Below are 26,196 nucleotides of genomic sequence, written 5' to 3'. Positions count from 1 at the left end.
GCGGCAGCTACGGCGCCGGGGCCGGTGCGGGGCCAGCCGCGGCCGCGCCTGGACTTGCTCAATGCGTGAGTAGGGGGCCTACCCGGGCGCCGACCGACGCCCAGCAGACGTAGCCGTCCGGGCGGATGAGGAAGAGGGCCGGGGCGGAGCCGTAGGCGGTGGTGAGGTGACCTTCCGGGTCCAGGAGGTCGGGGGACGGGCCGCCTGCCCGGATAGGGCGTACGCATCCCGCCGTCCCCAGCGTCGGGGCCAGGCCCCCGAAGTCGGCGTCCGGCGCGGGCGGTGCCGCGTCGCCGAGGATCAGCAGGGTGAAGTGCGGGCCGCGCAGGGCGTCGAAGAGCCGGACGGGCGTTCCGTCGGGCAGGGCGCACGGTGCGTCCGGGGCGCGGTCACCGGCACCCAACTGGCTCCGCTCCTCCCCGTCGTTCCGCTCGTCCACCGCCAGTGGGCCCTCCCGGTAGGACAGGCCCAGCTGGTGGACCTCGCTCGTGCGGCGTCGCCCCTCCGCGTCGCCCGCCCGGTGGGCGCGGTGGATACGGGTGCTGATGCCTAGGACGCCCGCCGCGATCGGCAGGCGTTCGGCCTCGTAGCTGTCCAGCAGGGCCTGGTCCGCGCCGTGCCGCAGTACCTGCCCGAGCTTCCAGCCCAGGTTGTACGCGTCCTGGACGCTGGTGTTGAGGCCCTGGCCGCCCGCCGGGGAGTGGATGTGGGCGGCGTCGCCGATCAGGAAGATCCGGTCCGCGCGGAAGCGGTCGGCCATCGCCGCGCGTGGGGTGAACATCGAGGCCCACCGCACCTCACGTACGTCGGAGGCGGCCAGATGCGTGCGGTCGGCGATCAGCCGGCGGACCGCCTCGGGGGAGGTGTCGGGGACCGGGTCCGGGTCGTCGTACTGCGCGGCGACCTGGAACTGGTCGGTCCCGGGGAGCGGGCACAGCGCGATGGCGCCGCCCTTCGCGTCCTGCCATACGTGCCAGTGGCCGCGGCCCGGGCCACGCCCCGCGCCGTCGATCAACGCCGCGCCGTCGATCAGCGCGGCGCCATCGATCACCGCGTCCGCGATCAATGTCGGCGTCGGGTCGACCGTCTCGCCCGTCATGCCGATGCCGAGCCGCTTCCGGACGGTGCTGCGGCCGCCGTCCGCTGCCACGAGGTACGCGGCGCGCGCGGTTCCGGCCGAGCCGTCGGCGTAGGCGAGCTGCGCGGTGACGCCGTCCGCGTCCTGCTCCAGGCCGGTGAGCTCGGTGCCGAACTCGACGCCGCCGCCCAGCTCGCGGAGGCGGGCGTAAAGGATCTCCACCGTCCGCCACTGCGGCAGCATCCAGATCTCGTGGTACGGCCGGTCCGGCGCCGGATCGGTCCGCTCGATCATCTGGAACGTCCCGAGCGGCTGTCCGTCCCGCCAGCCCAGCATCGGCGGGTACGGACCGCCCGCCTCCCGTACGGCGTGGCTCACGCCGAGGTCGTCGAAGACCTCCTGGGTGCGGGGCTGGAGCCCCTTGCCGCGCGAGCCCGGGAACAGCGCCTCGCCGCGTTCGACGACCCGGGCCCGCACCCCGCGCCGGGCCAGGTCGATGGCGAGGGTGAGGCCGGACGGACCGGCTCCGACGATCAGCACATCCTGCTCCAGCACGTCCTTAACGTTGTTAAGTTCCATGCTGAAGAGCGTGTCCTTAACGGTGTTAAGTTGTCAAGGGGCCCCTCGTGAGCGGGGAGAATGACCGGATGGCGACGACGCGACTCGACCAGACCCTCGTGGTGGACACCGCCCTGCGGCTGCTGAACGACGTGGGTCTCGAAGGGCTGACCCTGCGCCGTATCGCCAAGGAACTGAACGTCCAGGCCCCCGCCCTGTACTGGCACTTCAAGAACAAGCAGGCGCTGCTCGACGCGATGAGCACCGCCATGTACCGCCGCATGTTCGAGGCGTACGGCGACCTCGGCGACGGCACCTGGCAGCAGCGGCTCGTCCACGTCCACCGCGCCCTGCGCCAAGCGCTGCTCGGCTACCGCGACGGTGCGAAGGTCTTCAGCGGCAGCCGGTTCACGGGCACCGACCACGCCGGGCCGCAGGAGGACCACCTGCGCGCCTTCGTCACGGCGGGCTTCACCCCGAGCGCGGCCGCCCGCGCCTCGTTCATCGCGTACAGCTTCACGCTCGGCTTTGTGATCGAGGAGCAGTCGGTCGAGCCCCGGCCGGGGGAGCGGACCCCCGGCTACGACGTCGAGGAGCGCGAGGAGCGCATGGCCGCCGAGGGGTATCCGCTGGCGGCGGCGGTGAGTTCGGATCTGTTCCAGGACTACGGGGCGCGCTTCGAGGAGGGGTTGCGCGCCATCGTGGCGGGCATCGAGGCGACCCTGGCCCCGGCGGCCTCGACGACCCCGGCCTCGCGCCCGTAGTCAGTACCGCGACGGTACTCGCTCTGGACGGCCCGTCTCACCGCACGGACGGGCCCGCCTCCCCCGCGGGGAACTCCTCGATGCCGAGCACCCGCAGCAGGTCCAGCCGCTCGCGGCTCTCGGCGTCCGCCGGGGTGAGCACCAGCAGCTGCTGGCCCAGGTCGGGGGTGACGAGGTACCCGGCCGCGTTCATGTCCGGGCTAGGCGTGGGGAACTGAGCCCGGCGCGCCGCTGGCGTTCCTGGCGCTACTGGCGTTCCTGGCCCTTCCGGCGTTCCTGGCCTTTCGGCGCTCCCGGCGGGGCCCGGACCGGCGGCGTCCACGCAAGCGCCGTCGCGGCATCAGGGTGCGTCGTACGCGCGCTAGGGGGATCCCTAATGGTGACGTCCGGACTCATGGCAGGTCTGGACCAGTCGTGGCACCCTACCGGCGACAAAGCGTCGGACAACGTTGTCCAACGCTCTCGGGCACCTCCAACGGACTTGGAGCCGACCGCATGAGACGTGTCGCCACCTTATTCGGCGCCCTCACCCTCGCCACCCTCAGCTGGACCGCCGGAACCACCGCCCACGCCGCCACCTCCGCCCCGTCCCACCCCGCTCCCTCCGCTCGGGGAACCTCCGTCGCCACCGAGGAGCAGCGCGCCGCCGTCCGCTTCTGGACGGCGGAACGGCTGCGCACCGCCAGGGACGTCACCACCCTGCCCGCCGCCCGCACCGCGAAGCTCGCCGACCCCGCGCCGACCACGGGGGAACAGGTGACCGTGCCCCCGCTCCCGGGCCCCACCGCTCCCGTCTCCGCGCTTTCGCCCCGGGCCACGTCCCCCACCGCCTGGACCGGCGGCGGACTGATCAGCACCACGGCGGGCAAGGTCTTCTTCCAGAACGCCTCGGGCGGCACCTTCGCCTGCTCCGCCACCGTGGCCAACAGCGACAACAAGTCTGTCGTGCTCACCGCAGGGCACTGCACCGTGGACGCCGCCACCGGCACCGGCTACCGCAACTGGGTCTTCATCCCGGGCTACAACAACGGAAACCGCCCCTACGGCACCTTCGCCGCCCGCCGCCTCTTCTGGGACGCGCAGTACGTCTCCACCAGGGGCAACGCGAACTGGGACTACGCCTTCGCCGTGATGAACACGCTGAACGGCCGCAGCCTGGCCGACACCGTGGGCGCGCAGGGCATCGCCTTCAACTCGCAGACCGGCCGCCATGTCCACTCCTTCGGCTACGGAGGCTCCGCCGCCGAGGGCAACGGCGAGCGGCTGAACCACTGCGAGGGCAATGAGTTCGCCGACGCGGGCCGCCCCGGCTCCACGATGTGGGGCATCGACTGCGTCCAGACCGGAGGGTCCAGCGGCGGCGGCTTCCTCGCCGACTTCTCGGGCGGCGCGGGCTATCTGATCGGCAACATCAGCGTCAGCGCGGGCACGAACGAATACCACCCGACGCTGGGCAACGAGGCCCTCGGCCTTTACCAGCAGGCGGGCGCCGCATAGGTCCGCCACCCACCCATCTCGCACGGCCCGCCCCCTCCGTCCCCGACCAGGAGGAGGGGGCGGGGCACTCGCCGTGAGGCGGTCAAGTGCCCCGGCGCACAATGAGCGCATGACGACGAGCGACACATCACCACGGGACACAGGGGACATACGGGACGCGCAGGACACGCGGGACGCGGCCACCGCCCACGCGTGGGCCGCCCTCGGTGGCGACCCCGCGCTGCTGGAGCGGGTGACGTACCGCCCGGTGAGCGGGGGACTGCCCGCCCGGCTGCCCGTGGCCGAGCTGGCCCGCGCCACCGTGGGCGTCTGTTCGCTGGCCGCCGCCGAACTGGGCGCGCGGCGCTCCGGCGGGGCGGTCCCGGCGGTGCGGGTCGACGAGGGCGCCGTCGCCACCGCGTTCATCAGCGAACGGCACCTGCGGATCGACGGCCGGAAGCCCACCAACTTCGCCCCGCTGTCCGGCTTCTGGCGCGCGGCCGACGGGTGGGTCCGTACGCACGCCAACTACCCGCACCACCGGGCCCGGCTGCTCACCGCCCTTGGCCTGCCCGACGACGGCGAACCGGACGAACTCGCGGCGGCGCTCGCGGCCCGCCCCGCCCGCGCGATCCAGGAGACCGTCTACGCGGCGGGCGGTTTGGCCGTGGCCGTGGCGGAGCCCGGCGAGAGCGAGATCCCGCTGGGCGCGCTGCCGTTGATCGAGTCCAGGCGGGTCGGGGACGCCTCCCCGCGCCGCCTCGGGGAGGCGCCCCTGCCCGCGAGTGGTGTGCGGGTGCTCGATCTGACCCGGGTCATCGCCGGGCCGGTGGCCACCCGCACCCTGGCCCTGCTCGGCGCCGATGTGCTGCGCATCGACTCACCCCGACTGCCCGAGGACCCGGACGCCCATGCCGACACCGGTTTCGGCAAGCGCTCGGCCGCACTCGACCTCGCCGCGCCCGAGGACCGCCGGACCTTCGAGGCGCTGCTCGCCGACGCCGATGTGGTGGTCACCGGCTACCGTCCCGGTGCGCTCGACCACTTCGGGCTCGCCCCGGACACCCTGCTGGAGCGTCACCCCGGGCTGGTCGTGGCCCAGCTGTGCGCGTGGGGCTGGTCCGGGCCCTGGGCCGGACGGCGTGGTTTCGACAGCCTGGTCCAGGCGGCCACCGGTATCGCGGCGATCGAGGCGAAGGGCGATGGAGACGGCCCCCCGGGGGCGCTGCCCGCCCAGGCGCTCGACCACGGAACCGGCTATCTGCTGGCGGCGGCGGTGCTGCGGGCGCTGACCGAGCGCCACGACGCGGGTGGCGGACGCCATCTGCGGCTCTCCCTCGCGGGCACGGCGTCCTGGCTGACCCACGGCGTCGCCTCCGCCCAGGTGGACGGCCCCGCCCATGACCCGGCGCCCTGGCTCACCGAAACCGCCTCCGACCTGGGCACGCTGCACCACGCCCGCGCGCCGATCGCCACCCCGGCCGGCCCGCTCGACTGGGCCCGTCCCTCCGGCCGCTTGGGCGCCGACACCCCGCGCTGGCTCTGAGCCCAGGCGGGGCCTGCGGGGTGTCCGGCGGATCTTTCCCCAACCCCGCCCCTTCCCGATACCAAGGGTCCCGCCCCTGGACCCCGGGTCCGGCGCCAGCCGGTGTCGCCGTGGGCGCCCGCACCGGCAGCGTGCTGGGCGTGGTCGGTACGCGGGCGCGGTGGATGACCGCGTACATCCCGGTCGCCCCGGCCGGGGGCCGGGGCGGAGCCCCGGGCGCGCCCCGCCCTCGAACTCCGGGGGTCGGCGAGTCGACCGTCGGCCGGCCCCTCGACGCGGCTCTCGTACGGCGGCTGCTCGCCGCGCAGTTCCCCCGGTGGGCGGGGCTGCCCAGCGAACGGTTCGCCTCACGCAGGGGGACGCGTAGGGCTCCCCTCGCCGCGCTTGGCGAGGGGAGCCCCGAGAGCGCGAGCCCGCGCGGTCCCTACAGCCGAGCCGTGCTCAGCGACCGCTTGATCATCGGCGTGAACCGCTGCTCGATGAAGCGGTAGAGCAACCAGGCCAGGCCCAGCATCACCAGCACGGTCAGGGCGAACGTCCCGTAGGAGGGGATGCCCAGCTTCTGGTGGAGGACCCAGACGACCACCCAGCCCAGATGCTCATGGACCAGGTAGAACGGGTAGGTCAGCGCGCCCGCCACCGTCAGCCAGGGCCAGTTGGCCCAGTTCAGCTTCCCCAGCGCGATCAGTGTCACCGCCACATAGCCGAAGGCGACCACGGCGATGATGCCGGTGGCCGACCGGTAGGAGAAGGCGTCGATGTTGGCCGGGTGCCACAGCTCGCGGATCGCGTAGTGCTGGCCGATCAGGAAGCTGATCCCGATGATGCCCCAGGCCAGGGCGTCATGGCCGAAGCGGTGGAGCAGATAGATGCCCATGCCGCCGATGAAGTACGAGGAGTACTCCGGCATCAGGACCACGTCCAGCAGCGGCAGGTCCGACGCCTCGGCGAACGCCGAGCCCAGCGTCCAGACGGCGCAGAAGAGCACCACACGGTGCCGGGTCGCGCCCGGGAGCACCACGAACAGCGCGAAGAGGGCGTAGAAGCGCAGCTCTGCCCACAGCGTCCAGCACACGCCCAGCACCCGGTCCACCCCGAGCGGCTGCTGGAGCATGGTGAGGTTGACCAGCGCGTCGCTGGGCGACACCGCCTTGTAGGCGACCCAGGGCAGCGCGAAGACGCCGGTCACCAGGATGATCGCGACCCAGTAGGCGGGGTAGAGCCGGGAGACGCGGGAGGCGAAGAACGAGCGCAGCGGCCGTCCCCATCCGCTCATGCAGATGACGAAGCCGCTGATGACGAAGAAGATCTGAACGCCGAGACAGCCGTAGGCGAAGTAGCTGGAGAGGGTGGGGAACTGGGCGCGGGGCGAGGAGCCCCACGCCTGGGTTATCTCACCGTCGCGGCCGCCGTAGTGGTACGCGGCCACCATGAGCGCGGCGAGCAGGCGCAGCCCGTCCAGCGCCCGCAGCCGCACCGGATGGCCGCCGCCGCGCGCCGCCGCCTTGGCGGTGCGCTCGGCGGATCGCTCCAGGGCCGCGTCGGGGGCGCGCGGCGGCGTCGGCGTGGGAGCCGTCGCCGCCGCGCTGGATATCGGCCCGCCGTCCGCGTCGGTTATCGGCCCGGCGTCCGAGGCGGTTATCGGCCCGGCGTCCGAGGCGGATATCGGCCCGGCGTCGGGGGTCGGCGGCGCGCTCATCCGGTGACCGTCCGCTTGAGGGCGGCCCGCTTCAGGGCCCGGGCCCGGCGCGCCACCTTGCGCACCGTCTCATTGCGCGGGATGAACGCCAGCTGCGAGGGCACCGCCCCGGGCAGGGCGAGCGCGGTCAGCCGGCGCTTCTTGAAGTAGCGCCAGGTGTTGTTGTCCAGGTGGGCGGCCAGATAGCGCTCGGTCGCGGGCCGCAGATCCGGGTAGATCTTGGCCTGCATGCAGAAGCCGACCGCGGTGACAAGACCGGTCAGCCGCTTGCCCGCCCGCTCGTCCACCGGCTGGGCGGCGGCCACCGCCTTGTGGTCCTCGAGGTCGGGCAGCAGCGCGTCCACGATCGTCACCGGCACGCGGTTGCTGTTCTGGTACGGGGTGAGCCGCTCCAGCAGCGTGTCGGTGCCGATCCGGGCCACCGGGAGCCCGTAGAAGACGTCGGCGGTGAGCAGCGCGGTGGAGAAGCAGCCGATGACCAGGGCCGGGCTCATCCGCTGGTACAGCACCTCGGCGAGGACCGGGGTGTCCATGACGGTCAGCTCAGCGCCCAGCTCCGCGGCCTTCTTCTCCAGCATCCGCGACCAGCGGGCCGGGGCGGTGGGGTGCGGCTTGAAGACGACGGTGCGGTGGCCCAGGGCCACGGCGCCGCGCAGCATCCGCAGATGCAGCTCTTCCTCCTCCTGCGGGGAGAGGATGTCCAGCGCGGACAGGTACTGGCCGAGCATCAGCGCCGGGCCGTTGCCGACCGCGATCCGCTCGCTGGCGGAGGCGACACCGCGCGGGGCGGCCTCGGCCACCTCGGTGAGCACCTTGGTGAACACCTCGGTCGGCAGGACCTCCGGCTCGACGCCGAACTCGGTCAGCAGCAGCGGCCGCAGCCCCGGCACCAGGTCGAGGTGGAGCAGCCGGCGGATCCGGGTGCCGATCAGCGGGTCCAGCTTGTTGCGGGTCGGGCCGTAGCTCATCAGCCCGTCCGCGTAGACGTCGATGGGCGCGCCCTGGAACACATTGGCGACCGCCATCGCCGGGTTGACCTGGATGGACTCCAGGATCAGCTCGATCTTGTCGTCGCCGAGGTTCCACAGCAGCCGCAGATGGCGCTCCCACAGCGGGGCGTCGTCGATGCGCGGGGCCCAGCCGCCGGGGTGGAACGGCGAGATCGTCTCGTTCCAGGAGAGCACCCGGTCGAAGCGGCCGCGCAGCCGCTCGAAACCGGGCATCTCGTCCACCGGCGGGGTGGTCTCCGGTGTCGCGGCGTTGTTGCTGACCAGCAGCAGCCTCCGGTCGGCCGGGCCGACGCTGCCCGCGTCGATCGCGGCCGCGAGGGTCGCCGCCCCGTAGAGGGTCGAGGCGAGGAAGATCTGGGTGCGCTTGCGCTCCGCCAGGGGCTTGTAGGCGGACATCAGGCCGCCACCTCCGCCCCCGCGGACCGGCGCTTGACTCGCCGCAGCCGCGCGGCGCGCTCGTAGTCCATGGAATCCAGTGCGTCCTTCAATACGTCCTGGGGCATGCGTTTCATCGCCGCCGCCGACATGGAACGGAGTTTGCGGGCCACTTGCGGTTCGAATCTCTCGATGTTGCCGAGGTGGTGGGAAATGATCGCGCAATAGGTGCGGACGGCCTTCGGCAGCAGGGCGTCGGCGTCGCGGTCCCGCGCGGTTTCCTCGATCACCTGGTCGAATGCGCGAATGAAGTCCAGTTGCCGCACATCGCCGATCTGGGTGAGCGAGGAGGAGACCCCGCGCCGGTAGAACACCCCGGCCAGGCCGAGGACGGCGAAGCTGCGGGCCTCGCGGTGCAGCCGCCAGATCCAGGGCCGGTCCTCCGCGGTGCGCAGCCCGTGGGTGAAGTGCAGCAGCCCCTCGTCGACCAGGCGGCGGTGGTACATGCCCGCCCAGGCGTAGGGGTAGTCGACGGAGGTGGAGCGGTCGGCCGGGAGGATCACGTCCCGGGGGTTCATCGCCTCATTGCGGCGGCCGTGCGGCACCCGGGTGATGGAGCGCGCCCGGGCGGTGCACTGGACGTGGTCGGTGCGGACGAAGTCGCACCCCAAGTCCTCGATCGCCGCGAGCAGTTGGGCGTAGTAGCCGGGAGCCAGCCAGTCGTCGCCGTCGAGGAAGGCGATGTACTCCCCCGTGGCGTTGTCCAGGCCGGTGTTCCGCGCGGTGGCCAGCCCACCGTTCTTCTCATGCCGTACGTAGACGGCCCCCGGAAGGTCGCGTTCTGCCCGCTCCAGGATCTCCGGCGTCCCGTCGGTGGCACAGTCGTCGACGAGGATGAATTCGAAGTCCTCACGCGCGTTCGCGCGCAGACTTCTGAGCGTGTCGGGGGCATAGGTCTGCACGTTGTAGAACGGCACGATGACGGAGAGCTTAACCACGCGGGTGACGCTAGGTCGCCGGTCGGCATTCGTCTTGACCTAGGGTGTACGTAAAGGTGAACGAAGGACGTCGGAACGGTTAACCCGCCGCTCCAGCCAGCCGATTCTCCAATCGTCGACGTTCTGTTAACCCTTTGTTGCTCTTGCGTTGGGCCGTGAATCGACAACGCTTCCTAGCGTCTCCGACGTGTCCTCACGTACCAAATCCCCTGTGCGAGTCGCCGTGCTCGCCGACTCCGACACCCGGTGGAAATGGGGCGCGCTCACCGCGCATCGCCTCGTACCGGATGGGTCGGGTTCTGCCTCGGAGCGCCGCCTCGACGGCTTCCTGCTGCGCGGCCGCGCCACGCCGACCGCCCGGCAGCTCACCGAGGTCGGGGTGCGCGCCGACGCGATGCGCGAGGTCACGGGCGTGGAATTCGTACGGGCGGTGGACCGTGAGCGCTATGACGTGATCGTCCTCTCCCTGGTCGGCGGCGCCGTCCAGGCCATGCTGCACGGACTGCGCCACGCCTGGGAGGGCGCCGAGCGCCGCCCGGTGGTCGTCACCGGCTATGTCGGGGTCGTCTACGAGAAGCTGGCCGACGGGCTGCTGCTGCGCCACGGCGCCGATGTGGTGCTGGCCAACTCGCGCCATGACGCCGAGCGCTTCCGCGACGTCTACCAGGGCGTCGGCGCCGACGCGGAGAGCGTCGTGGAGTGCGCGCTGCCCTTCCTCGGCGGCGACCGCTACGACGAGAAGGCGCGGCTGGGCCGGAAGTACCCCGGCGGCACCGTCGTCTTCGCCGTCCAGCCGTCCGTCCCGGACAACCGCGCCGACCGCACCTATCTGCTGCGCCGCGCGGTGGAGCACGCGCGCCGCCACCCGGACCGCGAGGTCGTGGTCAAGCTGCGCTCCAAGCCGGGCGAGCACACCACCCATATCGAGGAGCTTCCCTACCAGAAGCTGATCGCGAAGTTCGGCGACGATCTGCCCGCCAACTTCCGGCTCGCCTACGGCAACATGGGCGAGGTCCTGGACACCGCGGACCTGCTGGTCACGGTCAGCTCCACGGCCGCCCTGGAGTCGCTGCACCGCTCCATACCGACCGCCGTGCTCACCGACCTCGGGGTGCGCGAGACGCTCGGCAACCACCACTTCCTCGGCTCCGGCTGCCTGGCCTCCTGGGACCAGCTGGACGACGGGCACCTGCCCGAGCCGGACGCCGAGTGGCTCAGCCGCCAGGGCGTGGCCGCCGACGGGCCGTACGAGACCTGGTTCGACGCCGCGCGGGAGCGGGTGGCCGAGCTGGCCGCCGCGCAGACCCTGCCGCCGCTCGACCCCTTCTACACCCCCGTCACCGCACCCGGCTATCTGCCCGGCCGGCTCGCCCGGTACGGCTTCGAGCCGGACGGCTCACCCCGCGCCGGGGCCTCCGCCGAGGACGAGGCGCAGGTCTCCGCGTTGCGGCGGGTGGTGCGCAACACGATGCGGGAGGCGGCCCGCGGCGCCTACCGCCATGGCGTCCAGCGCGTGGCTCCCGTCATCCGGCGGATGGGGGAGCTGTGAGCAGCGACGTGCGCGCGAACCAAGAGGAGGCCGGGACGGCCTCGATCACCTCTGCAACCCCTGAAGGAGCCGCCATGACCGCATCGAGCCCGTGTGTGCTCGCCGTGATCCCCGCCCGTGGCGGGTCGAAGGGCGTCCCCGCGAAGAACCTCGCCGCCGTCGGTGGCGTGCCGCTGGTCGCCCGCGCGGTCATGGAGTGCCGGGCGAGCCGCCTGGTGACGGACGTGGTCGTCTCCACCGACGACACCGGCATCGCGGCCGCGGCGCGCGGAGCCGGCGCGGTGGTCATCCAGCGGCCCACCGACATCGCGGGGGACACCGCCACCAGCGAGGCCGCGGTGATCCACGCGATGGACGCCTACGAGGCGTCGCACGGCACCACCGTGGACGTGGTGCTCCTGGTGCAGTGCACCAGCCCCTTCATCATCAGCGAGGACATCGACGGCGTGGCCGCGGCGGTCGCCGAGAAGGGCGCCGACACCGCCCTGACCGTCGCCCCCTTCCACGGTTTCGTCTGGCGCGAGGGCGAGAACCCGCAAGAGGACGGCGGCGACGGGGTCAACCACGACAAGTCGTACCGCCCGCGCCGCCAGGACCGCCCCCAGGACTTCCTGGAGACCGGCGCCGCCTACGCGATGGACGCGCGCGGCTTCCGCAAGGCCGGGCACCGCTTCTTCGGCCGCACCGACCTGGTGCGCACCGACCCCGCCCGGGTGCTGGAGATCGACGATCCGCACGATCTGGCCCGCGCCCGCGCGCTCGCCCCGCTGTTCGACGCCGAGCGGCCGGGCGCCCTCCCCACCCGCGACGACATCGACGCGGTGGTACTCGACTTCGACGGCACCCAGACCGACGACAGGGTGCTCGTCGACTCCGATGGACGCGAACTCGTGGCCGTGCACCGCGGCGACGGGCTCGGGATCGCCGCCCTGCGCCGCGCTGAGCTGGCGCTGCTGATCCTGTCCACGGAAAAGAACCCGGTCGTCGCCGCACGGGCCCGCAAACTCCAGGTCCCCGTGCTCCACGGCATCGACCGAAAAGATCTCGCACTGAAGCAGTGGTGCGAGGAGCAGGGCATCGCGCCGGAGCGCGTGCTCTACGTCGGCAACGACGTCAACGACCTCCCGTGCTTCGGCCTCGTCGGCTGGCCCGTGGCGGTCGCAGGTGCGCACGACGTCGTGCGCGGCGCCGCACGTGCGGTCACCTCCACCCCCGGAGGGGACGGCGCGATCCGCGAGATCGCCTCGTGGATTCTCGGAAAGGAACTGTCTTAAGTGAGCTCCAACTCTCGCCTCCGCACCCTCGGCGCGAAGACCGCCGGACCCGGCCACCCGGTCTATGTCACCGGTGAGATCGGCATCAACCACAACGGCGACCTGGAGAACGCGTTCAAGCTGATCGACGTCGCCGCCGAGGCCGGCTGTGACGCGGTCAAGTTCCAGAAGCGAACCCCGGAGATCTGCACCCCCCGCGACCAGTGGGACATCGAGCGTGACACCCCCTGGGGCCGGATGACCTACATCGACTACCGCCACCGCGTGGAGTTCGGCGAGGACGAGTACCGCGCCATCTCCGAGCACTGCGCGAAGCGCGGCATCGACTGGTTCGCCTCCCCGTGGGACACCGAGGCCGTCGCCTTCCTGGAGAAGTTCGACGTCCCGGCGCACAAGGTGGCCTCGGCCTCGCTGACCGACGACGAGCTGCTGCGCGCCCTGCGGGCGACCGGCCGCACGATCATCCTGTCGACGGGCATGTCCACCCCCAAGCAGATCCGCCACGCGGTGGAGGTGCTCGGCAGCGACAACATCCTGCTGTGCCACGCCACCTCCACGTACCCGGCCAAGGCCGAGGAGCTCAACCTGCGCGTGATCAACACGCTCCAGGCCGAGTACCCCAACGTGCCGATCGGCTACTCCGGCCACGAGACCGGTCTCCAGACCACCCTGGCCGCCGTGGCGCTCGGTGCCGCGTTCGTCGAGCGTCACATCACCCTCGACCGCGCCATGTGGGGCTCGGACCAGGCCGCCTCGGTCGAGCCGCAGGGCCTGACGCGGCTGGTGCGGGACATCCGCATCATCGAGGAGTCCCTCGGTGACGGCGTCAAGAAGGTCTACGAGAGCGAGCTCGGCCCGATGAAGAAGCTCCGCCGTGTCGCGGGCGTCGTCGCCGAGTCCGAGTCCGCCGACCGCGAGCCCGCCGCGGTCTGAGGCACTCTGCCGTGAATCCACCGGCCGGTGAGCCCGGCCCTTGCCCGGAAGCGGCGGGCACCCCTGACATGTCGGGGGCTGCCCGCCGCTTCCGGGCCCTGCCTTTGGACGGTGCGATGGTCTCCGCTGCTCCCCCTGCCTCTCCGGCCACGCTCGCCTTCGTCGAGAGCCCGGTTCAGCTGCTGAACGTGCTGGAGTGGGCGTACGCCGACGCCCAGCGCGCCGCGGGCCCCGAGGCCACGGCGCCCCAGGACCTCACCGTGGTGGTGCTCTCCCCGCACGATCCGATGACCCGCGGTCAGCTGCGCCGGATGGCCGAGCTGGCGCGGGACGAGGGCTTCGCCGTGCGCTGGGAGGACGCCCGCGGCGGGGCCGGTGCGCCGATCAAGACCATCGGCGGACTGCGCGGACCGCTGCGCCGGGCCGGGCGGATCGTGATAGGCGATCCGTTCTCCCGCTATGTCCAGCTGCTGCTGACCCTCACCCGGGCCAAGGACCTGGTCGTGGTGGACGACGGCACGGCCACCATGGAGTTCATCTCCCAGCTGGCCAAGGGCGAGCCCCTGGTGCGCTGGCACCGGCGCGGCAGCAAGGGGCCGCGCGACATGGTGTTCGCGCCGGTCTCCGCCACCGCGCGCCGCCGGCTCACTCCCGGCACCAAGCGCCGGGTCGAGGTCTTCAGCTCGATGCCGGTGGAGCCGCCCGCCGGGGTCACCATCACCGCCAACGACTTCGCCTGGACCCGCGCCCGGTTCGGCCCGCCCCGGCTCACCGGGGGCACCGACCTGGTGGGCACGTCCCTGGTCGAGACGGGCGTGGTGGACCTGGAGCGCTATCTGGAAGCGGTCGGCTCGCTGGCCCGCGCCCATGGCGCCACCCGCTACTTCGCCCACCGCCGGGAGAGCGCCGAGAAGCTGCACCGGGTCTCGGCCGAGGTGAGTCTGGAGATCGTACGGCCCGATCTGCCGCTCGAGCTGATAGCCCGCCGCGGCCCCATCGGCCACACGATCGTGAGCTTCCCCTCGACCGTGGTGCACACCCTGCCGCTCGCGCTCGTGGGCACCGGCGTCCAGGTCGCGGTCTGCGATGTGGACCCCGCCTGGCTGACCAGCGACGCCTCCCCGCGCGCCCAGGGCTTCCTGTCCGGGGTCACCGGGACGGCGCGCGATGTGCGCCGACTGGGCTCGGGGCCGCAGGCGGAGTCGCCCCCGCCGAAAGACGCGGCCCCGCCCAGGGACTCGGTCCCGCAGCGGGAGTCGGCTCCGCGGCGGGACGCCGCCCCGCAACGGGAGGCGGCCCCGCCCGCGAACCCGGGATCGCCCGCGGCGCCGGTCGCGGCGTCCTGAGACCGGTCGCGGCGTCCTGAGGCGTCTCACGTTCTGAGCTCGTCGCCCGTACGGCCGTGTGGCACATCTCACCCGCGGCCGACCCGGGAAACCCGCTGTTATACCCCCTGACTAGGAGGATCATGCGGCGGGGCGGGTACTTTTGCGTACCCGAACAGATTGAATTTTTGTTGATCGACATTCGGCGGACCCACCTGGCGTTCTACGCTTCTTTAGGTGAAGCAATTGATGTCCCTCGATGCGACCGATGTCACACCCGCCGACGCGCCCGCGCTGCCCGGCACGCTCCCCGACGAGCTGCGGGCCGAACTCATCTCCTTCCGGCGCGACTTGCACATGCACCCCGAGCTGGGCAACTGCGAGTTCCGCACCACTGCCGCGATCAAGGCGCGGCTGGAGCAGGCGGGACTCGAGCCCCGGGTGCTGCCCTCCGGCACCGGTCTCATCTGTGACATCGGCCCGCGCGACGGCGTAGCGCCCCTGCTGGCGCTGCGCGCGGACATCGACGGGCTGCCCATCCCCGACACCAAGACGGTGGACTACCGCTCGACCGTCGCCGACCGCGCCCACGCCTGTGGCCACGATGTGCACACCACCGTGGTGCTCGGCGCCGGTCTGGTCCTGGCCGAGCTGGCCCGCGAGGGGCGGCTGGCGCGCCCGGTGCGGCTGCTGTTCCAGCCCGCCGAGGAGGTGCTGCCCGGCGGCGCGGCCGACGCGATCGAGGCGGGCGTGCTGGACGGCGTGGGCCGGATCCTGGCGCTGCACTGCGACCCGAAGGTCGAGGTCGGCCGGATCGGGCTGCGGGTCGGTCCGATCACCTCGGCCTGCGACCGGCTGGAGGTCTCGCTGGACGGGCCGGGCGGCCACACCGCGCGTCCCCATCTGACCACCGACCTGGTGACCGCCGTCGCCAAGGTGATCACCGAGGTGCCCGCGCTGCTGGCCCGCCGGGTGGACGCCCGCTCCGGTCTGGCCGTCACCTGGGGCCGGGTGGAGTCGGGCCACGCCTGCAATGTGATCCCGCAGCACGCCGAGCTGTCGGCCACGGTCCGCTGCCTGGACCTGCCCGCCTGGCGGGAGGCCCCGGACCTGGTCCATGCCGCGGTGGACGAGATCGCCACCCTGCACCGCGCCAAGTCGGAGATCAACTACATCCGCGGCGTCCCGCCGGTGGTCAACGAGGCGAGCTCCGCCGAGCTGCTGCGGGACGCGATGATCGCCCGCAGGGGCGCGGGCGCGGTCGAGGGCACCGAGCAGTCCCTGGGCGGCGAGGACTTCTCCTGGTACCTGGAGCGGGTGCCCGGCGCGATGGCCCGCCTCGGCGTCCGCAAGGTCGGCGACACCACCCGGCGCGACCTCCACGCGGGCGACTTCGACGTGGACGAGGGCGCGATCGCGGTGGGCGTGGAGCTGTTCACGGCCGCCGTGCTGCTGGACCGGAACGCGTAGCGCCGACGGGCCCGAACGCGGAGCGCCGACGGGCCCGGAGCGCGTAGACCCACACGGTCGTGGCGCCGCGCGCTTCCCTTGGCGCGCGGCGCGATCACCCCTTCGTCACCGCCGGTACCGCTCGCGGACACGAGAGGTTCGCGACGATCCGATAACGGCTTCCGAGGGGGCCTTTATCTGGCATCTACGCGCGTTACGATGCGGCGGAGCCAGCGCCGCAAGGGGCGCTTCGAGATCATCAGAGGGGACCCTCGTGCGCCGGGTATCCACGATAGCTGTCGCGGGCATTGCCACCGCGGCTCTCGCATTCTCCGTCACCGCGTGTGGCAGCAGTTCCGAAGAGGGAAGCAAGGACGCCGGCATCGGCCTGGCCTACGACGTGGGCGGCCGCGGCGACCACTCCTTCAACGACTCCGCCGCCAAGGGCTATGACAAGGCCCTGAAGGACTTCGACGTCAAGGGCAAGGAGCTGACGGCGAAGGACGGCGACACGGACGCCGACCGCTACGACAAGCTGGCGAGCCTCGCCGAGGCGGGCTACAACCCCGTCGTGGGCGTCGGCTACGCGTGGACCCCCTCGCTCACCAAGGCCGCCAAGAAGTACAAGGACACCGACTTCGCCATCGTCGACTCGGTCGTCGACGCCAAGAACGTGGCCAGCCTGGTCTCCGCCGAGCACGAGGGCTCCTACCTCGCCGGTGTGGCGGCGGGGCTGAAGACCAAGTCCAACAAGGTCGGCTTCATCGGCGGTACCGACAGCGCGCTGATCAAGAAGTTCGCGGGCGGCTTCCAGCAGGGCCTGAAGGACACCAACCCCAAGGCGTCCCTGGACGTCCAGTGGGTGCAGGTCGGTTCGCCCAAGGGCTTCGGCATGCCGGACCGCGGCAAGGACATCGCCGAGGGCATGCTCTCCAACAAGGTCGACGTGATCTACTCCGCGGCCGGCGGCTCCGGCGCGGGCGCCATCGAGGCGACCGCCGGCAAGAAGGGCACCTGGTCGATCGGCGTCGACGGCGACCAGTACTACGACAAGGGCCTGGCCCAGTACAAGAACGCGATCCTGACCTCCATGGTCAAGACCGTGGACGGTTCGGTCTACGACTTCATCAAGAGCGTCGTGAAGGACAAGAAGCCCGAGAGCGGCGTCCAGACCTACGACCTCAAGCGCGGCGGCGTCTCCCTCTCCTACTCCGGCGGCTTCATCAACGACATCAAGCCGAAGATCGAGGCGGCCAAGAAGAAGATCATCGACGGTCAGATCAAGGTCCAGGACACCTACAAGGACTGACCCCTTCGCGCCACGGACCCGCGACGAGACCCCGGGCATCCGCCCCGGGGCCGCCCGGGTCCGCGGCGTACCCCGGCCGGTCCGGCCCCCGGCCAGCCCCACCCCCTCCGCCCCTCAGGAGTGCGCCATCAAAGCCGCCAGCCCACCCAAGGGCGCTCCCGCCGGTGCCGTCACCGACGTCGCCGTAGAACTCCACGGAATCACCAAGCGGTTCCCCGGAGTCGTCGCCAACCACGACATCGACATCACCGTGCGCCGCGGCACCGTGCACGCCCTCGTGGGCGAGAACGGCGCGGGCAAGTCGACCCTGATGAAGATCCTCTACGGGATGCAGCGCCCGGACGAGGGCACCATCGCGATCGACGGCGAGACGGTGGAACTGCACTCCCCGGCGGACGCCATATCCCGCGGCGTGGGCATGGTGCACCAGCACTTCATGCTCGCCGACAACTTCACCGTGCTGGAGAACGTGGTCCTCGGCGCCGAGAAGCTGCACGGCATCGCGGGCAGGGCGCGCGCCCGGATCAAGGAGATCTCCGACGCCTACGGTCTTGGTGTCCGCCCCGATGTCCTGGTCGAGGACCTGGGCGTGGCGGACCGTCAGCGGGTGGAGATCCTCAAGGTCCTCTACCGGGGCGCCCGGACGCTGATCCTCGACGAGCCGACCGCCGTGCTCGTCCCGCAGGAGGTCGACGCGCTCTTCGACAACCTCCGCGAGCTCAAGTCCGAGGGCCTGACGGTGCTGTTCATCTCGCACAAGCTGGGGGAGGTGCTGTCCGTGGCCGATGACATCACCGTGATCCGGCGGGGCACCACGGTCGCCTCCGTCGTACCGTCCGAGACCAACCCCCGGCAGCTGGCCGAGCTGATGGTCGGCAGCGAGCTGCCCTCGCCCGAGACCCGCGAATCCACCGTCACCGACACCGACATGCTCGTCGTGGACGCGCTGCGGCTGACCGCCACCGATGTGGACGGGGTCGAGCGGGCCGTGCTCGACGACATCGACTTGCGCATCCGCAAGGGCGAAGTCCTCGGCATCGCCGGTGTGGAGGGCAACGGCCAGGCCGAACTGGTCGAGGCCATCATGGGCATGCGCGACCCCGACGCCGGCACCGTCACCCTGGACGGCGCCGACATCTCCCACGCGCCCACCCGCAAGCGGCGCGAGGACGGCATCGGCTACATCCCCGAGGACCGCCACCGGCACGGGCTGCTGCTGGAGGGGCCGCTGTGGGAGAACCGCATCCTCGGCCATGTCACCGAGGAGCCCAACAGCAGGGCCGGGCTGCTGAACCCGGCCGCCGCCCGGCGCGACACCGAACGGATCGTCGCCGAGTACGACGTGCGTACGCCGGGGATCGAGGTCACCGCGGCCTCGCTGTCCGGCGGCAACCAGCAGAAGCTGATCGTCGGCCGGGAGATGAGCCACCACCCCAAGCTGCTGATCGCCGCGCACCCCACCCGGGGCGTGGACGTGGGCGCCCAGGCGCAGATCTGGGACCAGATCCGCGCCGCGCGCCGGGACGGCCTGGCCGTGCTGCTGATCTCGGCCGACCTGGACGAGCTGATCGGCCTGTCCGACACCCTGCGGGTGATGTACCGCGGCCGGCTGGTCGCCGACGCCGACCCCGCCACGATCACCCCGGAGGAGCTGGGCTCGGCCATGACCGGCGCCGCCTCCGGCCATCTGGAGGGCCCGGCGGACGACGGGACCGGGGCCGCCTCCGGTGACGAGGCCGCGACCGAGGCCGGGGCCGGAACCGCGACCGGGGGAGAGGACCGATGAAGAAGCTGGACAAGGAGCGGGTGCTGCTCGCGGTCGCCGCCCCGGTGCTGGCGCTCGCCGCCGCGTTCGTGGTGACCGCGCTGGTGCTGCTGGCGACCGGCAAGGAGCCGTTCAACGCCTTCGGCATCATGTTCGACTACGGGGTGAAGGCCGACAGCCAGGTCTACATCCTCAACAAGGCGACCACGTACTACCTGGCGGGGCTCGCGGTGGCCATCGGCTTCCGGATGAACCTCTTCAACATCGGCGTCGACGGCCAGTACCGGCTCGCCGCCTTCTTCGCCGCCGTCGTCGGCGGGGCGCTGAAGCTGCCCGGGCTGGTGCAGATCCCGCTGATCCTGCTGGTCGCCATGCTCGTCGGCGCCATGTGGGCGTCCATCGCCGGTCTGCTGAAGGTCTACCGGGGCGTCAGCGAGGTGATCAGCACCATCATGCTGAACTCCCTCTCCGGCATCGTCATCAGCTATCTGCTGGTGGACGGGCGGCTGGCCGACCTCGACAAGCAGACCAACATCGTGGCCACCGACCCGCTGCCGTCCTCCAGCCACTTCTTCACCATCCCGGCGGGCGGCGACCTCGACCCCATCTGGGGCTTCATCGTCGTCGCGGCGCTCGCGGGCGTCGGCTTCTGGTTCCTGCTCGGCCGCACCCGGTTCGGCTTCGATCTGCGGGCGGTGGGCCGCTCCGAGTCCGCCGCCCAGGCCAGCGGCGTCAACGTCAAGCGCATGGTGCTCACCAGCATGCTGCTCTCGGGCGCGATGGCCGGTCTGATCGGCATGCCGACCCTGCTCAACGACACCCACCAGTTCACCTCCGACTTTCCCACCGGCATCGGCTTCACCGGTATCGCCATCGCGCTGCTCGGCCGCAACAACCCGGTCGGCATCGGCCTGGCCGCCGTGCTGTGGGGCTTCCTCGAGCGCGGCGCCAACCGCCTGGAGTTCGAGGGCTACGACAAGGAGATCGTCGGCGTGATGCAGGGCGTGATCGTCCTGTGCGTCGTCATCGCGTACGAACTGGTGCGCCGCTACGGGCTCAAGCGCCAGCAGCAGAGGGTGGGCGCGGAGCTCGCCGCCCAGGCCAAGGCCGACAAGGGTACGGACAAGCAGGAGGTGCCGGCATGAGTGCCACGGTGACCACCACCAAGAGCACGAGCACGCCGGGCAAGGGGAACGGTCCCGCCTCCCGGATGTCCCTGGGCAAGGTGCTGCTGATCGTCGCCGGGGCGCTGATCGCGCTGTCGGTGCTGCGGGCGCTCGTCGACGCCGCCCAGCAGGCGGACTTCGACCGCGTCACCTCCGCCGGACAGATCGGCGCCGCGCTCTCCATGGCCGTGCCCATCGGCCTCGCGGGCCTCGGCGGGCTGTGGTCCGAGCGGGCCGGTGTGGTCAACATCGGGCTCGAGGGCATGATGATCCTCGGCACCTTCTTCGGCGCCTGGGCCGGCTACCAGACCAACCCCTGGGTGGGGGTGCTCGCGGGCGTCCTCGGCGGCGCGCTCGGCGGGCTGATCCACGCGGTGGCCACCGTCACCTTCGGGGTGGACCACATCATCTCCGGTGTGGCGATGAACATCCTGGCCCTCGGCGCCACCACCTATCTGGCCAAGCGCTGGTTCGAGCCGCTGGCCGACATCGGCGGCTCCCCGAAGAACTCCCCGCAGGTCGACCCCATCCAGACGTTCACCGTCCCCGGACTGTCCGACTGGCTCGCCGACCTGGAGAACCACCACTGGTTCCTGGTCTCGGACGTCGCCGGCATCCTCGGCGGCCTGGTCACCGACATCTCGGCCCTGACCGTCGTCTCCGTCCTGCTGGTCGTGGGCAGCTTCTTCGCCCTGTGGCGCACCTCGTTCGGACTGCGGCTGCGGTCCTGCGGCGAGAACCCGACGGCGGCCGAGTCCCTCGGCGTCAACGTCTACCTCTACAAGTACGCGGCCGTGGTGATCTCCGGCGGCCTCGCCGGGCTCGGCGGCGTCTTCCTCGCCCTCGTCCGCTCGCACATCTACAACGAGGGCCAGACCGGCGGCCGCGGCTACATCGGCCTCGCCGCCATGCTCTTCGGCAACTGGCGGCCGGGCGGGCTCGCGATGGGCGCCGGTCTCTTCGGCTACTCCGACGCCCTCCAGCTGCGCAACGGCGGGGCGACCGTGCACGCCCTGCTGCTCCTGGTCGCGCTCGGCCTGGCCGCGCTGGCGGTATGGCGGATTGTCCGCAAGAGTTATGTCGCGGGCGCGGTGTCCGGCGCCGCGGCCGTTGCGCTGCTGCTGTGGTACGCCCTGACCGACACGGTCCCCAACGACCTGGTCAGCGCCACGCCGTACATCGTGACCCTGCTGGTCATGGGGCTCGCCTCACAGCGGCTGCGGATGCCCAAGGCGAACAACCGGCCCTACCGGAAGGGACAGGGCACATGACCACCTCCGCCGCCGCGGCCCCCGACTGGGAGGGCTTGCGCGTCCAGGCCCGGGACGCCATGTCCCGGGCCTACGCCCCCTACTCCGGCTTCCCGGTGGGCGCCGCCGCGCTCGTCGACGACGGCCGCACGGTCAGCGGCTGCAATGTGGAGAACGCCGCGTACGGGGTCGCGCTGTGCGCCGAATGCGGTCTGGTCTCCTCCCTCGTCGCCTCGGGCGGCGGCCGCCTCACCGCCTTCACCTGCTGCGACCGCGAGGGCGCCGTGCTGATGCCCTGCGGCCGCTGCCGTCAGCTGCTGTGGGAGCACGGCGGCCCCGAGCTCCAGATGGACACCGCCACGGGCATCCGCCCGCTCGCCGAACTCCTCCCGGACGCCTTCGGCCCCGCCGACCTCCGCCGCGCCGCGGCCCATGGCTGACCCCCCGCGCCGTCTCGGCCCACCGGTCGGCCCCCTGAACACGAAAGGCCCCGTACCGCCCCCATGGACGCCATCTCCGTCATCCGCGCCAAGCGCGACGGCACCCGCCTCACCGACGCCCAGATCGACTGGATCATCGACGCCTACACGCGTGGCGAGGTGGCGGACGAGCAGATGTCCGCCCTCGCGATGGCGATCTTCCTCAACGGCATGGACCGGGCCGAGATCGCCCGCTGGACCGCCGCGATGATCGCGTCCGGTGAGCGGATGGACTTCTCCTCCCTGCCGCGCCCGACCTCCGACAAGCACTCCACCGGCGGCGTCGGCGACAAGATCACCCTGCCGCTCGCCCCCCTCGTGGCCGCCTGCGGAGCCGCCGTACCGCAGCTCTCCGGCCGGGGCCTCGGCCACACCGGTGGCACCCTGGACAAGCTGGAGTCCATCCCCGGCTGGCGCGCACAGCTCTCCAACGAGGACATGCTGGCCGTCCTCCGCGACGTCGGCTCGGTGATCTGCGCGGCGGGCGAGGGTCTGGCCCGGGCCGACAAGAAGCTGTACGCGCTGCGCGATGTCACCGGCACGGTCGAGTCGATCCCGCTCATCGCCTCCTCGATCATGTCCAAGAAGATCGCCGAGGGCACCGGCTCCCTGGTCCTGGACGTCAAGGTGGGCTCCGGCGCCTTCATGAAGGACATCGACTCCGCGCGCGAGCTGGCCACCACGATGGTCGGCCTCGGCACCGACCACGGCGTCCGGACGACCGCCCTGCTCACCGACATGTCCACCCCGCTCGGCCGGACGGCGGGCAACGCCCTCGAGGTCCGCGAGTCCGTGGAGGTCCTGGCGGGCGGCGGCCCGGCCGACGTCGTCGAGCTCACCCTGGCCCTGGCCCGCGAGATGCTGGACGCGGCGGGCCTGAAGGACGCCGACCCCGCCAAGGCCCTGGCCGACGGCACCGCGATGGACCACTGGCGCCGCATGATCGCCGCCCAGGGCGGAGACCCGGACGCCCCGCTCCCGGTGGCCCGCGAACGCCACGTACTCCACGCCGAGTCCACCGGCGTCCTCACCCGTCTCGACGCCTACGCGGTGGGCCTCGCCGCCTGGCGCCTGGGCGCGGGCCGCGCCCGCAAGGAGGACCCGGTACAGGCGGGCGCGGGCGTAGAGCTCCACGCCAAACCAGGCGACCACATCACCACCGGCCAGCCCCTCCTCACCCTCCACACCGACACCCCGTCGGCCTTCCCCTACGCCCTGGAGGCCCTGACCGACGCGATCGCCTACGCCCCCGCGAACACGGAGTACACCGCCGCCCCGATCGTCCTGGACCGCATCGCCTGACCCGGGCGCACCGGCCACGGCGCCGATTACGGCAGCAGCTGACCCCGCCGCCCCAGCAGAAATCTCTTGAAGGCCGCCACCGGCGGCGTGTCCGGGTGCCCGTCCAGCCAGGCGACGCCGATCTCGCGGACGGCGCGCGGGGCGGTGACGGTCAGCTCGGCCACCCCGGGGCGGGGGACCGCCGGGGGTGGGAGGAGGGCCACGCCGAGGCCCGCGGCGACCAGGCCGCGGAGGGTCTCCGCCTCCTCGCCCTCGAAGGCGATCCTCGGGGTGAAGCCCGCCTCGGCGCACAGCGCGTCAGTGATGCGCCGCAGCCCGTACCCCGGCTCCAGGGTGACGAACAGCTCCGAGGCGGCCTCGGCGAGCCGGACCCGGCGGCGTCCGGCCAGCCGGTGGTCGTCGGGGACCACCAACCGCAGCCGCTGTTCGTCCAGGCGGCGGGCGACCAGGTCGGGGGCGTCCGGCACCGGGGAGGTCAGACACAGGTCGAGGCCGCCCGCGCGCATCCGCTCGATCATCGCCTCGCCGTAGTTCTGGACCAGTTGGAAGCGCACCCGCGGATGGTCCACCCGGAAGCTGCGGATCAGACCGGGCACGGTCTCGGTCCCCAGCGTGTGCAGGAAGCCGAACGAGACCCGGCCCCCCGCGGGGTCGGCGTCGGCCCGTACGGACTCGGCGGCCCGGTCGACCTCGGCGAGGGCCCGTTCGACCGAGCGCAGGAAGGTCCGTCCGGCCGGGGTGAGCGCCACCGTACGGCCCCGGCGGGCGAAGAGCGAGACGCCCAGGTCCTCCTCCAGCCGGACCATCGCCCGGCTGAGCGTGGACTGGGGCACCCCCAGCTCCTGCGCGGCGCGGGTCACATGCTCATGGCGGGCGACGGCGGCGAACTGGGCGAGGCGCGGGGTGAGCGCGGCGGCCCAGGACTCCGCCTCGACATCTGCTGTCACCGGAATGTCGTTTTCGTAACTGATGCGTGACACTGGCGGCCCTGACCTTTACTCATGCGGCAGTGGATTGATTATCGCCATTCCGTGCATTGGACGCATCAACCGTGGATACGTACGGTCGAACCATGCCTCCTGCTGATACCAGGGCGTTCACCGGGAACCACCGCGTGGACGCCTCCGCTGTGACGTCCACGAACCCCGACCCCTCCGAGCCCGAGCGGATGAGCCCGGGCCACCCCGGTTACCTCCGGATGCGGCTCGCCCTCTTCACCGCCGGACTCGCCACCTTCGCCCTCCTCTACTCGACCCAGGCGCTGCTGCCCGCGATCTCCGACGATCTGCGGGTCCAGGCGGACCAGGCCAGCTGGAGCGTCTCCGCGGCCACCTTCGGTCTCGCGCTCGCGGTGGTGCCGCTGAGCGCGCTGTCCGAGCGGTTCGGCAGGCGCGCCATGATGACCGGCTCGCTCACGGTCGCGGTCGCCCTCGCCCTGCTGGTGCCCTTCGCACCGGACCTCGGCTGGCTGATCGCGCTGCGCGCGGTCCAGGGCGCGGCGCTCGCCGGGATCCCGGCCTCCGCGATGGCGTACCTCTCGGAGGAGGTCCATCCGAAGGCGCTGATCGGCACGATCGGGCTGTTCGTGGCCGGTAACAGCGTCGGCGGGATGAGCGGCCGGATCGTCACCGGCTGGGTGGCGGATGCCTGGGGCTGGCGGGCCGCGCTCGCCGCGGTCGGCGTGATGGCGCTGCTGTGCGCGGCGTCCTTCCGGATGCTGCTGCCCAAGGCCCGGCACTTCACCCCGGCCGAGGTCAGCCCGCGGGCGCTGGCCCGCACCCTCGCCGGGCACCTCTCCGATCCGCTGCTGTGCCGGCTGTACGCGATCGGCGCGCTGTTCATGACGGTCTTCGGCGGCGTCTACACGGTCATCGGCTACCGCCTGGTGGCCGAGCCCTTCGGGCTCTCGCAGAGCCTGATCGGCTCGATCTTCCTGATCTACCTGGTCGGCACGGTCTCCTCGGCGGCCACCGGCAAGCTGGTCGGCCGCCTCGGGCGGCGCGGCGCGCTCTACGTGGCGGTGTCCACGACGGCCGCCGGGCTGCTGCTGTCCCTGCTGAACTCCATCCCGGCGGTGCTGGCCGGTCTGGTCCTGATCACCGCGGGCTTCTTCGCGGGCCACGCGGCGGCGTCCTCGGCGGTGAGCCGTACGGCCAAGACCGGACGCGCGCAGGCCGCGGCGCTCTACCAGGCGTCGTACTACATCGGCAGCAGCGTGGGCGGTGCGCTGGGCGCGCTCGCCTTCCACGCGGCCGGGTGGGCCGGCACGGTCGCCATGGGCCTGGTGGCGGTCGGCGGCGCGGCGGCGATCACGGTGTACGCGACGCGCAAGGCGCAGGCCGAACGGCGCGCGGAGGCCGCGCGCCGCGAGCTGGTCGGCGCACCGGCGTAACCCGGCCCCCGGGCGCTTGCCCAGCTCAGCCCTCCGAAGCCCGAAGGGGCCGTCCCGCCACTGTCCCGGCGCGGCGGCCCCTTCGCCTGTGCGGGCCTGCTCGGTTGGGTGCGGCTTTCGTCTCGCGCCTTCGGCGCATTTGAGCATGGTTCGGGGTGTGCCGGGCCGGGGCCGCGTCGCCAGGCGCCGGGCCGGTGGGGGCGGGGGCCGGTGGCGGCATCGGTAGGTCCGGGCCTGAGGCCGATACCGGGCAGCCGGGGTACCCCCTCTGGAAAACGCTTGACGAATTAGTTGCGTCAGATCAAGCGTTTTTGGAGGGGTAACCGGCGGGGCCCGAAGTCCGGCGGGACCTTGGCCATCGAACACGGAAGCCGCCCCGGCACCCACACCCACCGGCCCGGCGCCCGGCGGCGAGGCCCGCCCCCCCACGAGCTGCCCCGTTGCTCAAATGCGCCGAAGGCGCGAGACGGCGCCGCACTGGGCAGCGAACCCCGAGGTA

Annotated in this window: 20 protein-coding genes and 1 pseudogene; 15 read left to right on the top strand and 6 right to left on the bottom strand. The window is 72.1% G+C overall.

Annotated features, from left to right (window positions below; genetic code table 11):
- Nucleotides 1-58: 58 nt before the first annotated feature.
- Nucleotides 59-1,657, bottom strand: a complete 1,599-nt coding sequence (locus ABD329_RS08210; RefSeq protein ID WP_344316142.1) for an FAD-dependent monooxygenase — start codon at nucleotides 1,655-1,657, stop codon at nucleotides 59-61.
- A 68-nt stretch (nucleotides 1,658-1,725) separates the two neighbouring features.
- On the opposite strand from ABD329_RS08210, the gene ABD329_RS08205 reads away from it, so the two are divergent.
- Nucleotides 1,726-2,400: a TetR/AcrR family transcriptional regulator C-terminal domain-containing protein gene (locus ABD329_RS08205; protein ID WP_344316141.1), complete on the top strand. Its 675-nt coding sequence runs from the start codon at nucleotides 1,726-1,728 to the stop codon at nucleotides 2,398-2,400.
- A 37-nt stretch (nucleotides 2,401-2,437) separates the two neighbouring features.
- Here ABD329_RS08205 and ABD329_RS08200 read toward each other — a convergent pair.
- Nucleotides 2,438-2,575, bottom strand: a pseudogene (locus tag ABD329_RS08200) (transcriptional regulator); the annotation flags it as partial.
- A 320-nt stretch (nucleotides 2,576-2,895) separates the two neighbouring features.
- On the opposite strand from ABD329_RS08200, the gene ABD329_RS08195 reads away from it, so the two are divergent.
- Nucleotides 2,896-3,897 (top strand): hypothetical protein, encoded by a 1,002-nt coding sequence (locus ABD329_RS08195; protein ID WP_344316140.1) that lies wholly within the window; start codon nucleotides 2,896-2,898, stop codon nucleotides 3,895-3,897.
- Nucleotides 3,898-4,006: 109 nt separating this feature from the next.
- Nucleotides 4,007-5,422, top strand: coding sequence for a CoA transferase (locus ABD329_RS08190; protein WP_198282176.1), 1,416 nt, complete (start codon nucleotides 4,007-4,009; stop codon nucleotides 5,420-5,422).
- Nucleotides 5,423-5,846: 424 nt separating this feature from the next.
- Here ABD329_RS08190 and ABD329_RS08185 read toward each other — a convergent pair whose 3' ends face one another.
- Genes ABD329_RS08185 through ABD329_RS08175 form a run of 3 tightly spaced genes read right to left on the bottom strand, consistent with a single transcriptional unit; the run spans nucleotide 5,847 to nucleotide 9,504 of the window.
- Nucleotides 5,847-7,121 (bottom strand): acyltransferase family protein, encoded by a 1,275-nt coding sequence (locus ABD329_RS08185; protein ID WP_246618711.1) that lies wholly within the window; start codon nucleotides 7,119-7,121, stop codon nucleotides 5,847-5,849.
- On the bottom strand, nucleotides 7,118-8,527 hold the full coding sequence (locus ABD329_RS08180; RefSeq protein WP_198279019.1) for a polysialyltransferase family glycosyltransferase: 1,410 nt from the start codon (nucleotides 8,525-8,527) through the stop codon (nucleotides 7,118-7,120). Before ABD329_RS08180 ends, ABD329_RS08185 begins: the two co-directional genes overlap by 4 nt.
- The gene (locus tag ABD329_RS08175) at nucleotides 8,527-9,504 is read right to left on the bottom strand and encodes a glycosyltransferase family 2 protein (protein WP_198279020.1); all 978 of its coding nucleotides are present in this window, start codon (nucleotides 9,502-9,504) and stop codon (nucleotides 8,527-8,529) included. Before ABD329_RS08175 ends, ABD329_RS08180 begins: the two co-directional genes overlap by 1 nt.
- A 223-nt stretch (nucleotides 9,505-9,727) precedes the next feature.
- Here ABD329_RS08175 and ABD329_RS08170 point away from each other — a divergent pair, with 223 nt between their 5' ends.
- The 11 genes from ABD329_RS08170 (at nucleotide 9,728) to ABD329_RS08120 (ending at nucleotide 23,305) form a co-directional block, all read left to right on the top strand.
- On the top strand, nucleotides 9,728-11,053 hold the full coding sequence (locus ABD329_RS08170) for a DUF6716 putative glycosyltransferase (protein WP_198279026.1): 1,326 nt from the start codon (nucleotides 9,728-9,730) through the stop codon (nucleotides 11,051-11,053).
- A gap of 74 nt (nucleotides 11,054-11,127) precedes the next feature.
- Nucleotides 11,128-12,327, top strand: a complete 1,200-nt coding sequence (locus tag ABD329_RS08165; protein WP_198279021.1) for an acylneuraminate cytidylyltransferase — start codon at nucleotides 11,128-11,130, stop codon at nucleotides 12,325-12,327.
- Nucleotides 12,328-13,260 carry an N-acetylneuraminate synthase family protein gene (locus tag ABD329_RS08160; protein ID WP_198279022.1) on the top strand — a complete coding sequence of 311 codons (933 nt, stop codon included), beginning with the start codon at nucleotides 12,328-12,330 and terminating at the stop codon, nucleotides 13,258-13,260.
- Nucleotides 13,261-13,376: 116 nt separating this feature from the next.
- On the top strand, nucleotides 13,377-14,606 hold the full coding sequence (locus ABD329_RS08155) for a hypothetical protein (protein ID WP_198279023.1): 1,230 nt from the start codon (nucleotides 13,377-13,379) through the stop codon (nucleotides 14,604-14,606).
- Between the two features lie 228 nt (nucleotides 14,607-14,834).
- A complete protein-coding gene (locus ABD329_RS08150) occupies nucleotides 14,835-16,055 on the top strand; it encodes an amidohydrolase (RefSeq protein WP_198279027.1) in 1,221 nt (406 codons plus the stop codon).
- Nucleotides 16,056-16,308: 253 nt separating this feature from the next.
- Nucleotides 16,309-17,343, top strand: coding sequence for a BMP family lipoprotein (locus tag ABD329_RS08145; RefSeq protein WP_198279024.1), 1,035 nt, complete (start codon nucleotides 16,309-16,311; stop codon nucleotides 17,341-17,343).
- 127 nt (nucleotides 17,344-17,470) lie between these two features.
- On the top strand, nucleotides 17,471-19,129 hold the full coding sequence (locus ABD329_RS08140; protein WP_198280981.1) for an ATP-binding cassette domain-containing protein: 1,659 nt from the start codon (nucleotides 17,471-17,473) through the stop codon (nucleotides 19,127-19,129).
- The gene (locus tag ABD329_RS08135; protein ID WP_198280977.1) at nucleotides 19,126-20,253 is read left to right on the top strand and encodes an ABC transporter permease; all 1,128 of its coding nucleotides are present in this window, start codon (nucleotides 19,126-19,128) and stop codon (nucleotides 20,251-20,253) included. Before ABD329_RS08140 ends, ABD329_RS08135 begins: the two co-directional genes overlap by 4 nt.
- Nucleotides 20,250-21,545 carry an ABC transporter permease gene (locus ABD329_RS08130; RefSeq protein ID WP_198280978.1) on the top strand — a complete coding sequence of 432 codons (1,296 nt, stop codon included), beginning with the start codon at nucleotides 20,250-20,252 and terminating at the stop codon, nucleotides 21,543-21,545. Before ABD329_RS08135 ends, ABD329_RS08130 begins: the two co-directional genes overlap by 4 nt.
- A complete protein-coding gene (locus tag ABD329_RS08125; protein WP_198280979.1) occupies nucleotides 21,542-21,964 on the top strand; it encodes a cytidine deaminase in 423 nt (140 codons plus the stop codon). The genes ABD329_RS08130 and ABD329_RS08125 overlap by 4 nt, the downstream gene beginning before the upstream one ends.
- A 63-nt stretch (nucleotides 21,965-22,027) precedes the next feature.
- On the top strand, nucleotides 22,028-23,305 hold the full coding sequence (locus tag ABD329_RS08120; protein WP_198280980.1) for a thymidine phosphorylase: 1,278 nt from the start codon (nucleotides 22,028-22,030) through the stop codon (nucleotides 23,303-23,305).
- A 26-nt stretch (nucleotides 23,306-23,331) separates the two neighbouring features.
- Here the strand turns inward: ABD329_RS08120 and ABD329_RS08115 are convergent, their stop codons facing one another.
- Nucleotides 23,332-24,285: a LysR family transcriptional regulator gene (locus ABD329_RS08115; protein ID WP_425574297.1), complete on the bottom strand. Its 954-nt coding sequence runs from the start codon at nucleotides 24,283-24,285 to the stop codon at nucleotides 23,332-23,334.
- Nucleotides 24,286-24,377: 92 nt separating this feature from the next.
- Between ABD329_RS08115 and ABD329_RS08110 the strand changes: the two genes are divergently transcribed.
- The gene (locus ABD329_RS08110) at nucleotides 24,378-25,697 is read left to right on the top strand and encodes an MFS transporter (RefSeq protein WP_198282155.1); all 1,320 of its coding nucleotides are present in this window, start codon (nucleotides 24,378-24,380) and stop codon (nucleotides 25,695-25,697) included.
- Nucleotides 25,698-26,196 lie beyond the last annotated feature (499 nt).

This window comes from Streptomyces javensis (assembly GCF_039525925.1).
In the GTDB taxonomy this organism is placed as follows: domain Bacteria; phylum Actinomycetota; class Actinomycetes; order Streptomycetales; family Streptomycetaceae; genus Streptomyces; species Streptomyces asiaticus.
The sequence above is the reverse complement of the archived record's forward strand: the minus strand, read 5'-3'. Positions and strand labels throughout refer to the sequence as shown.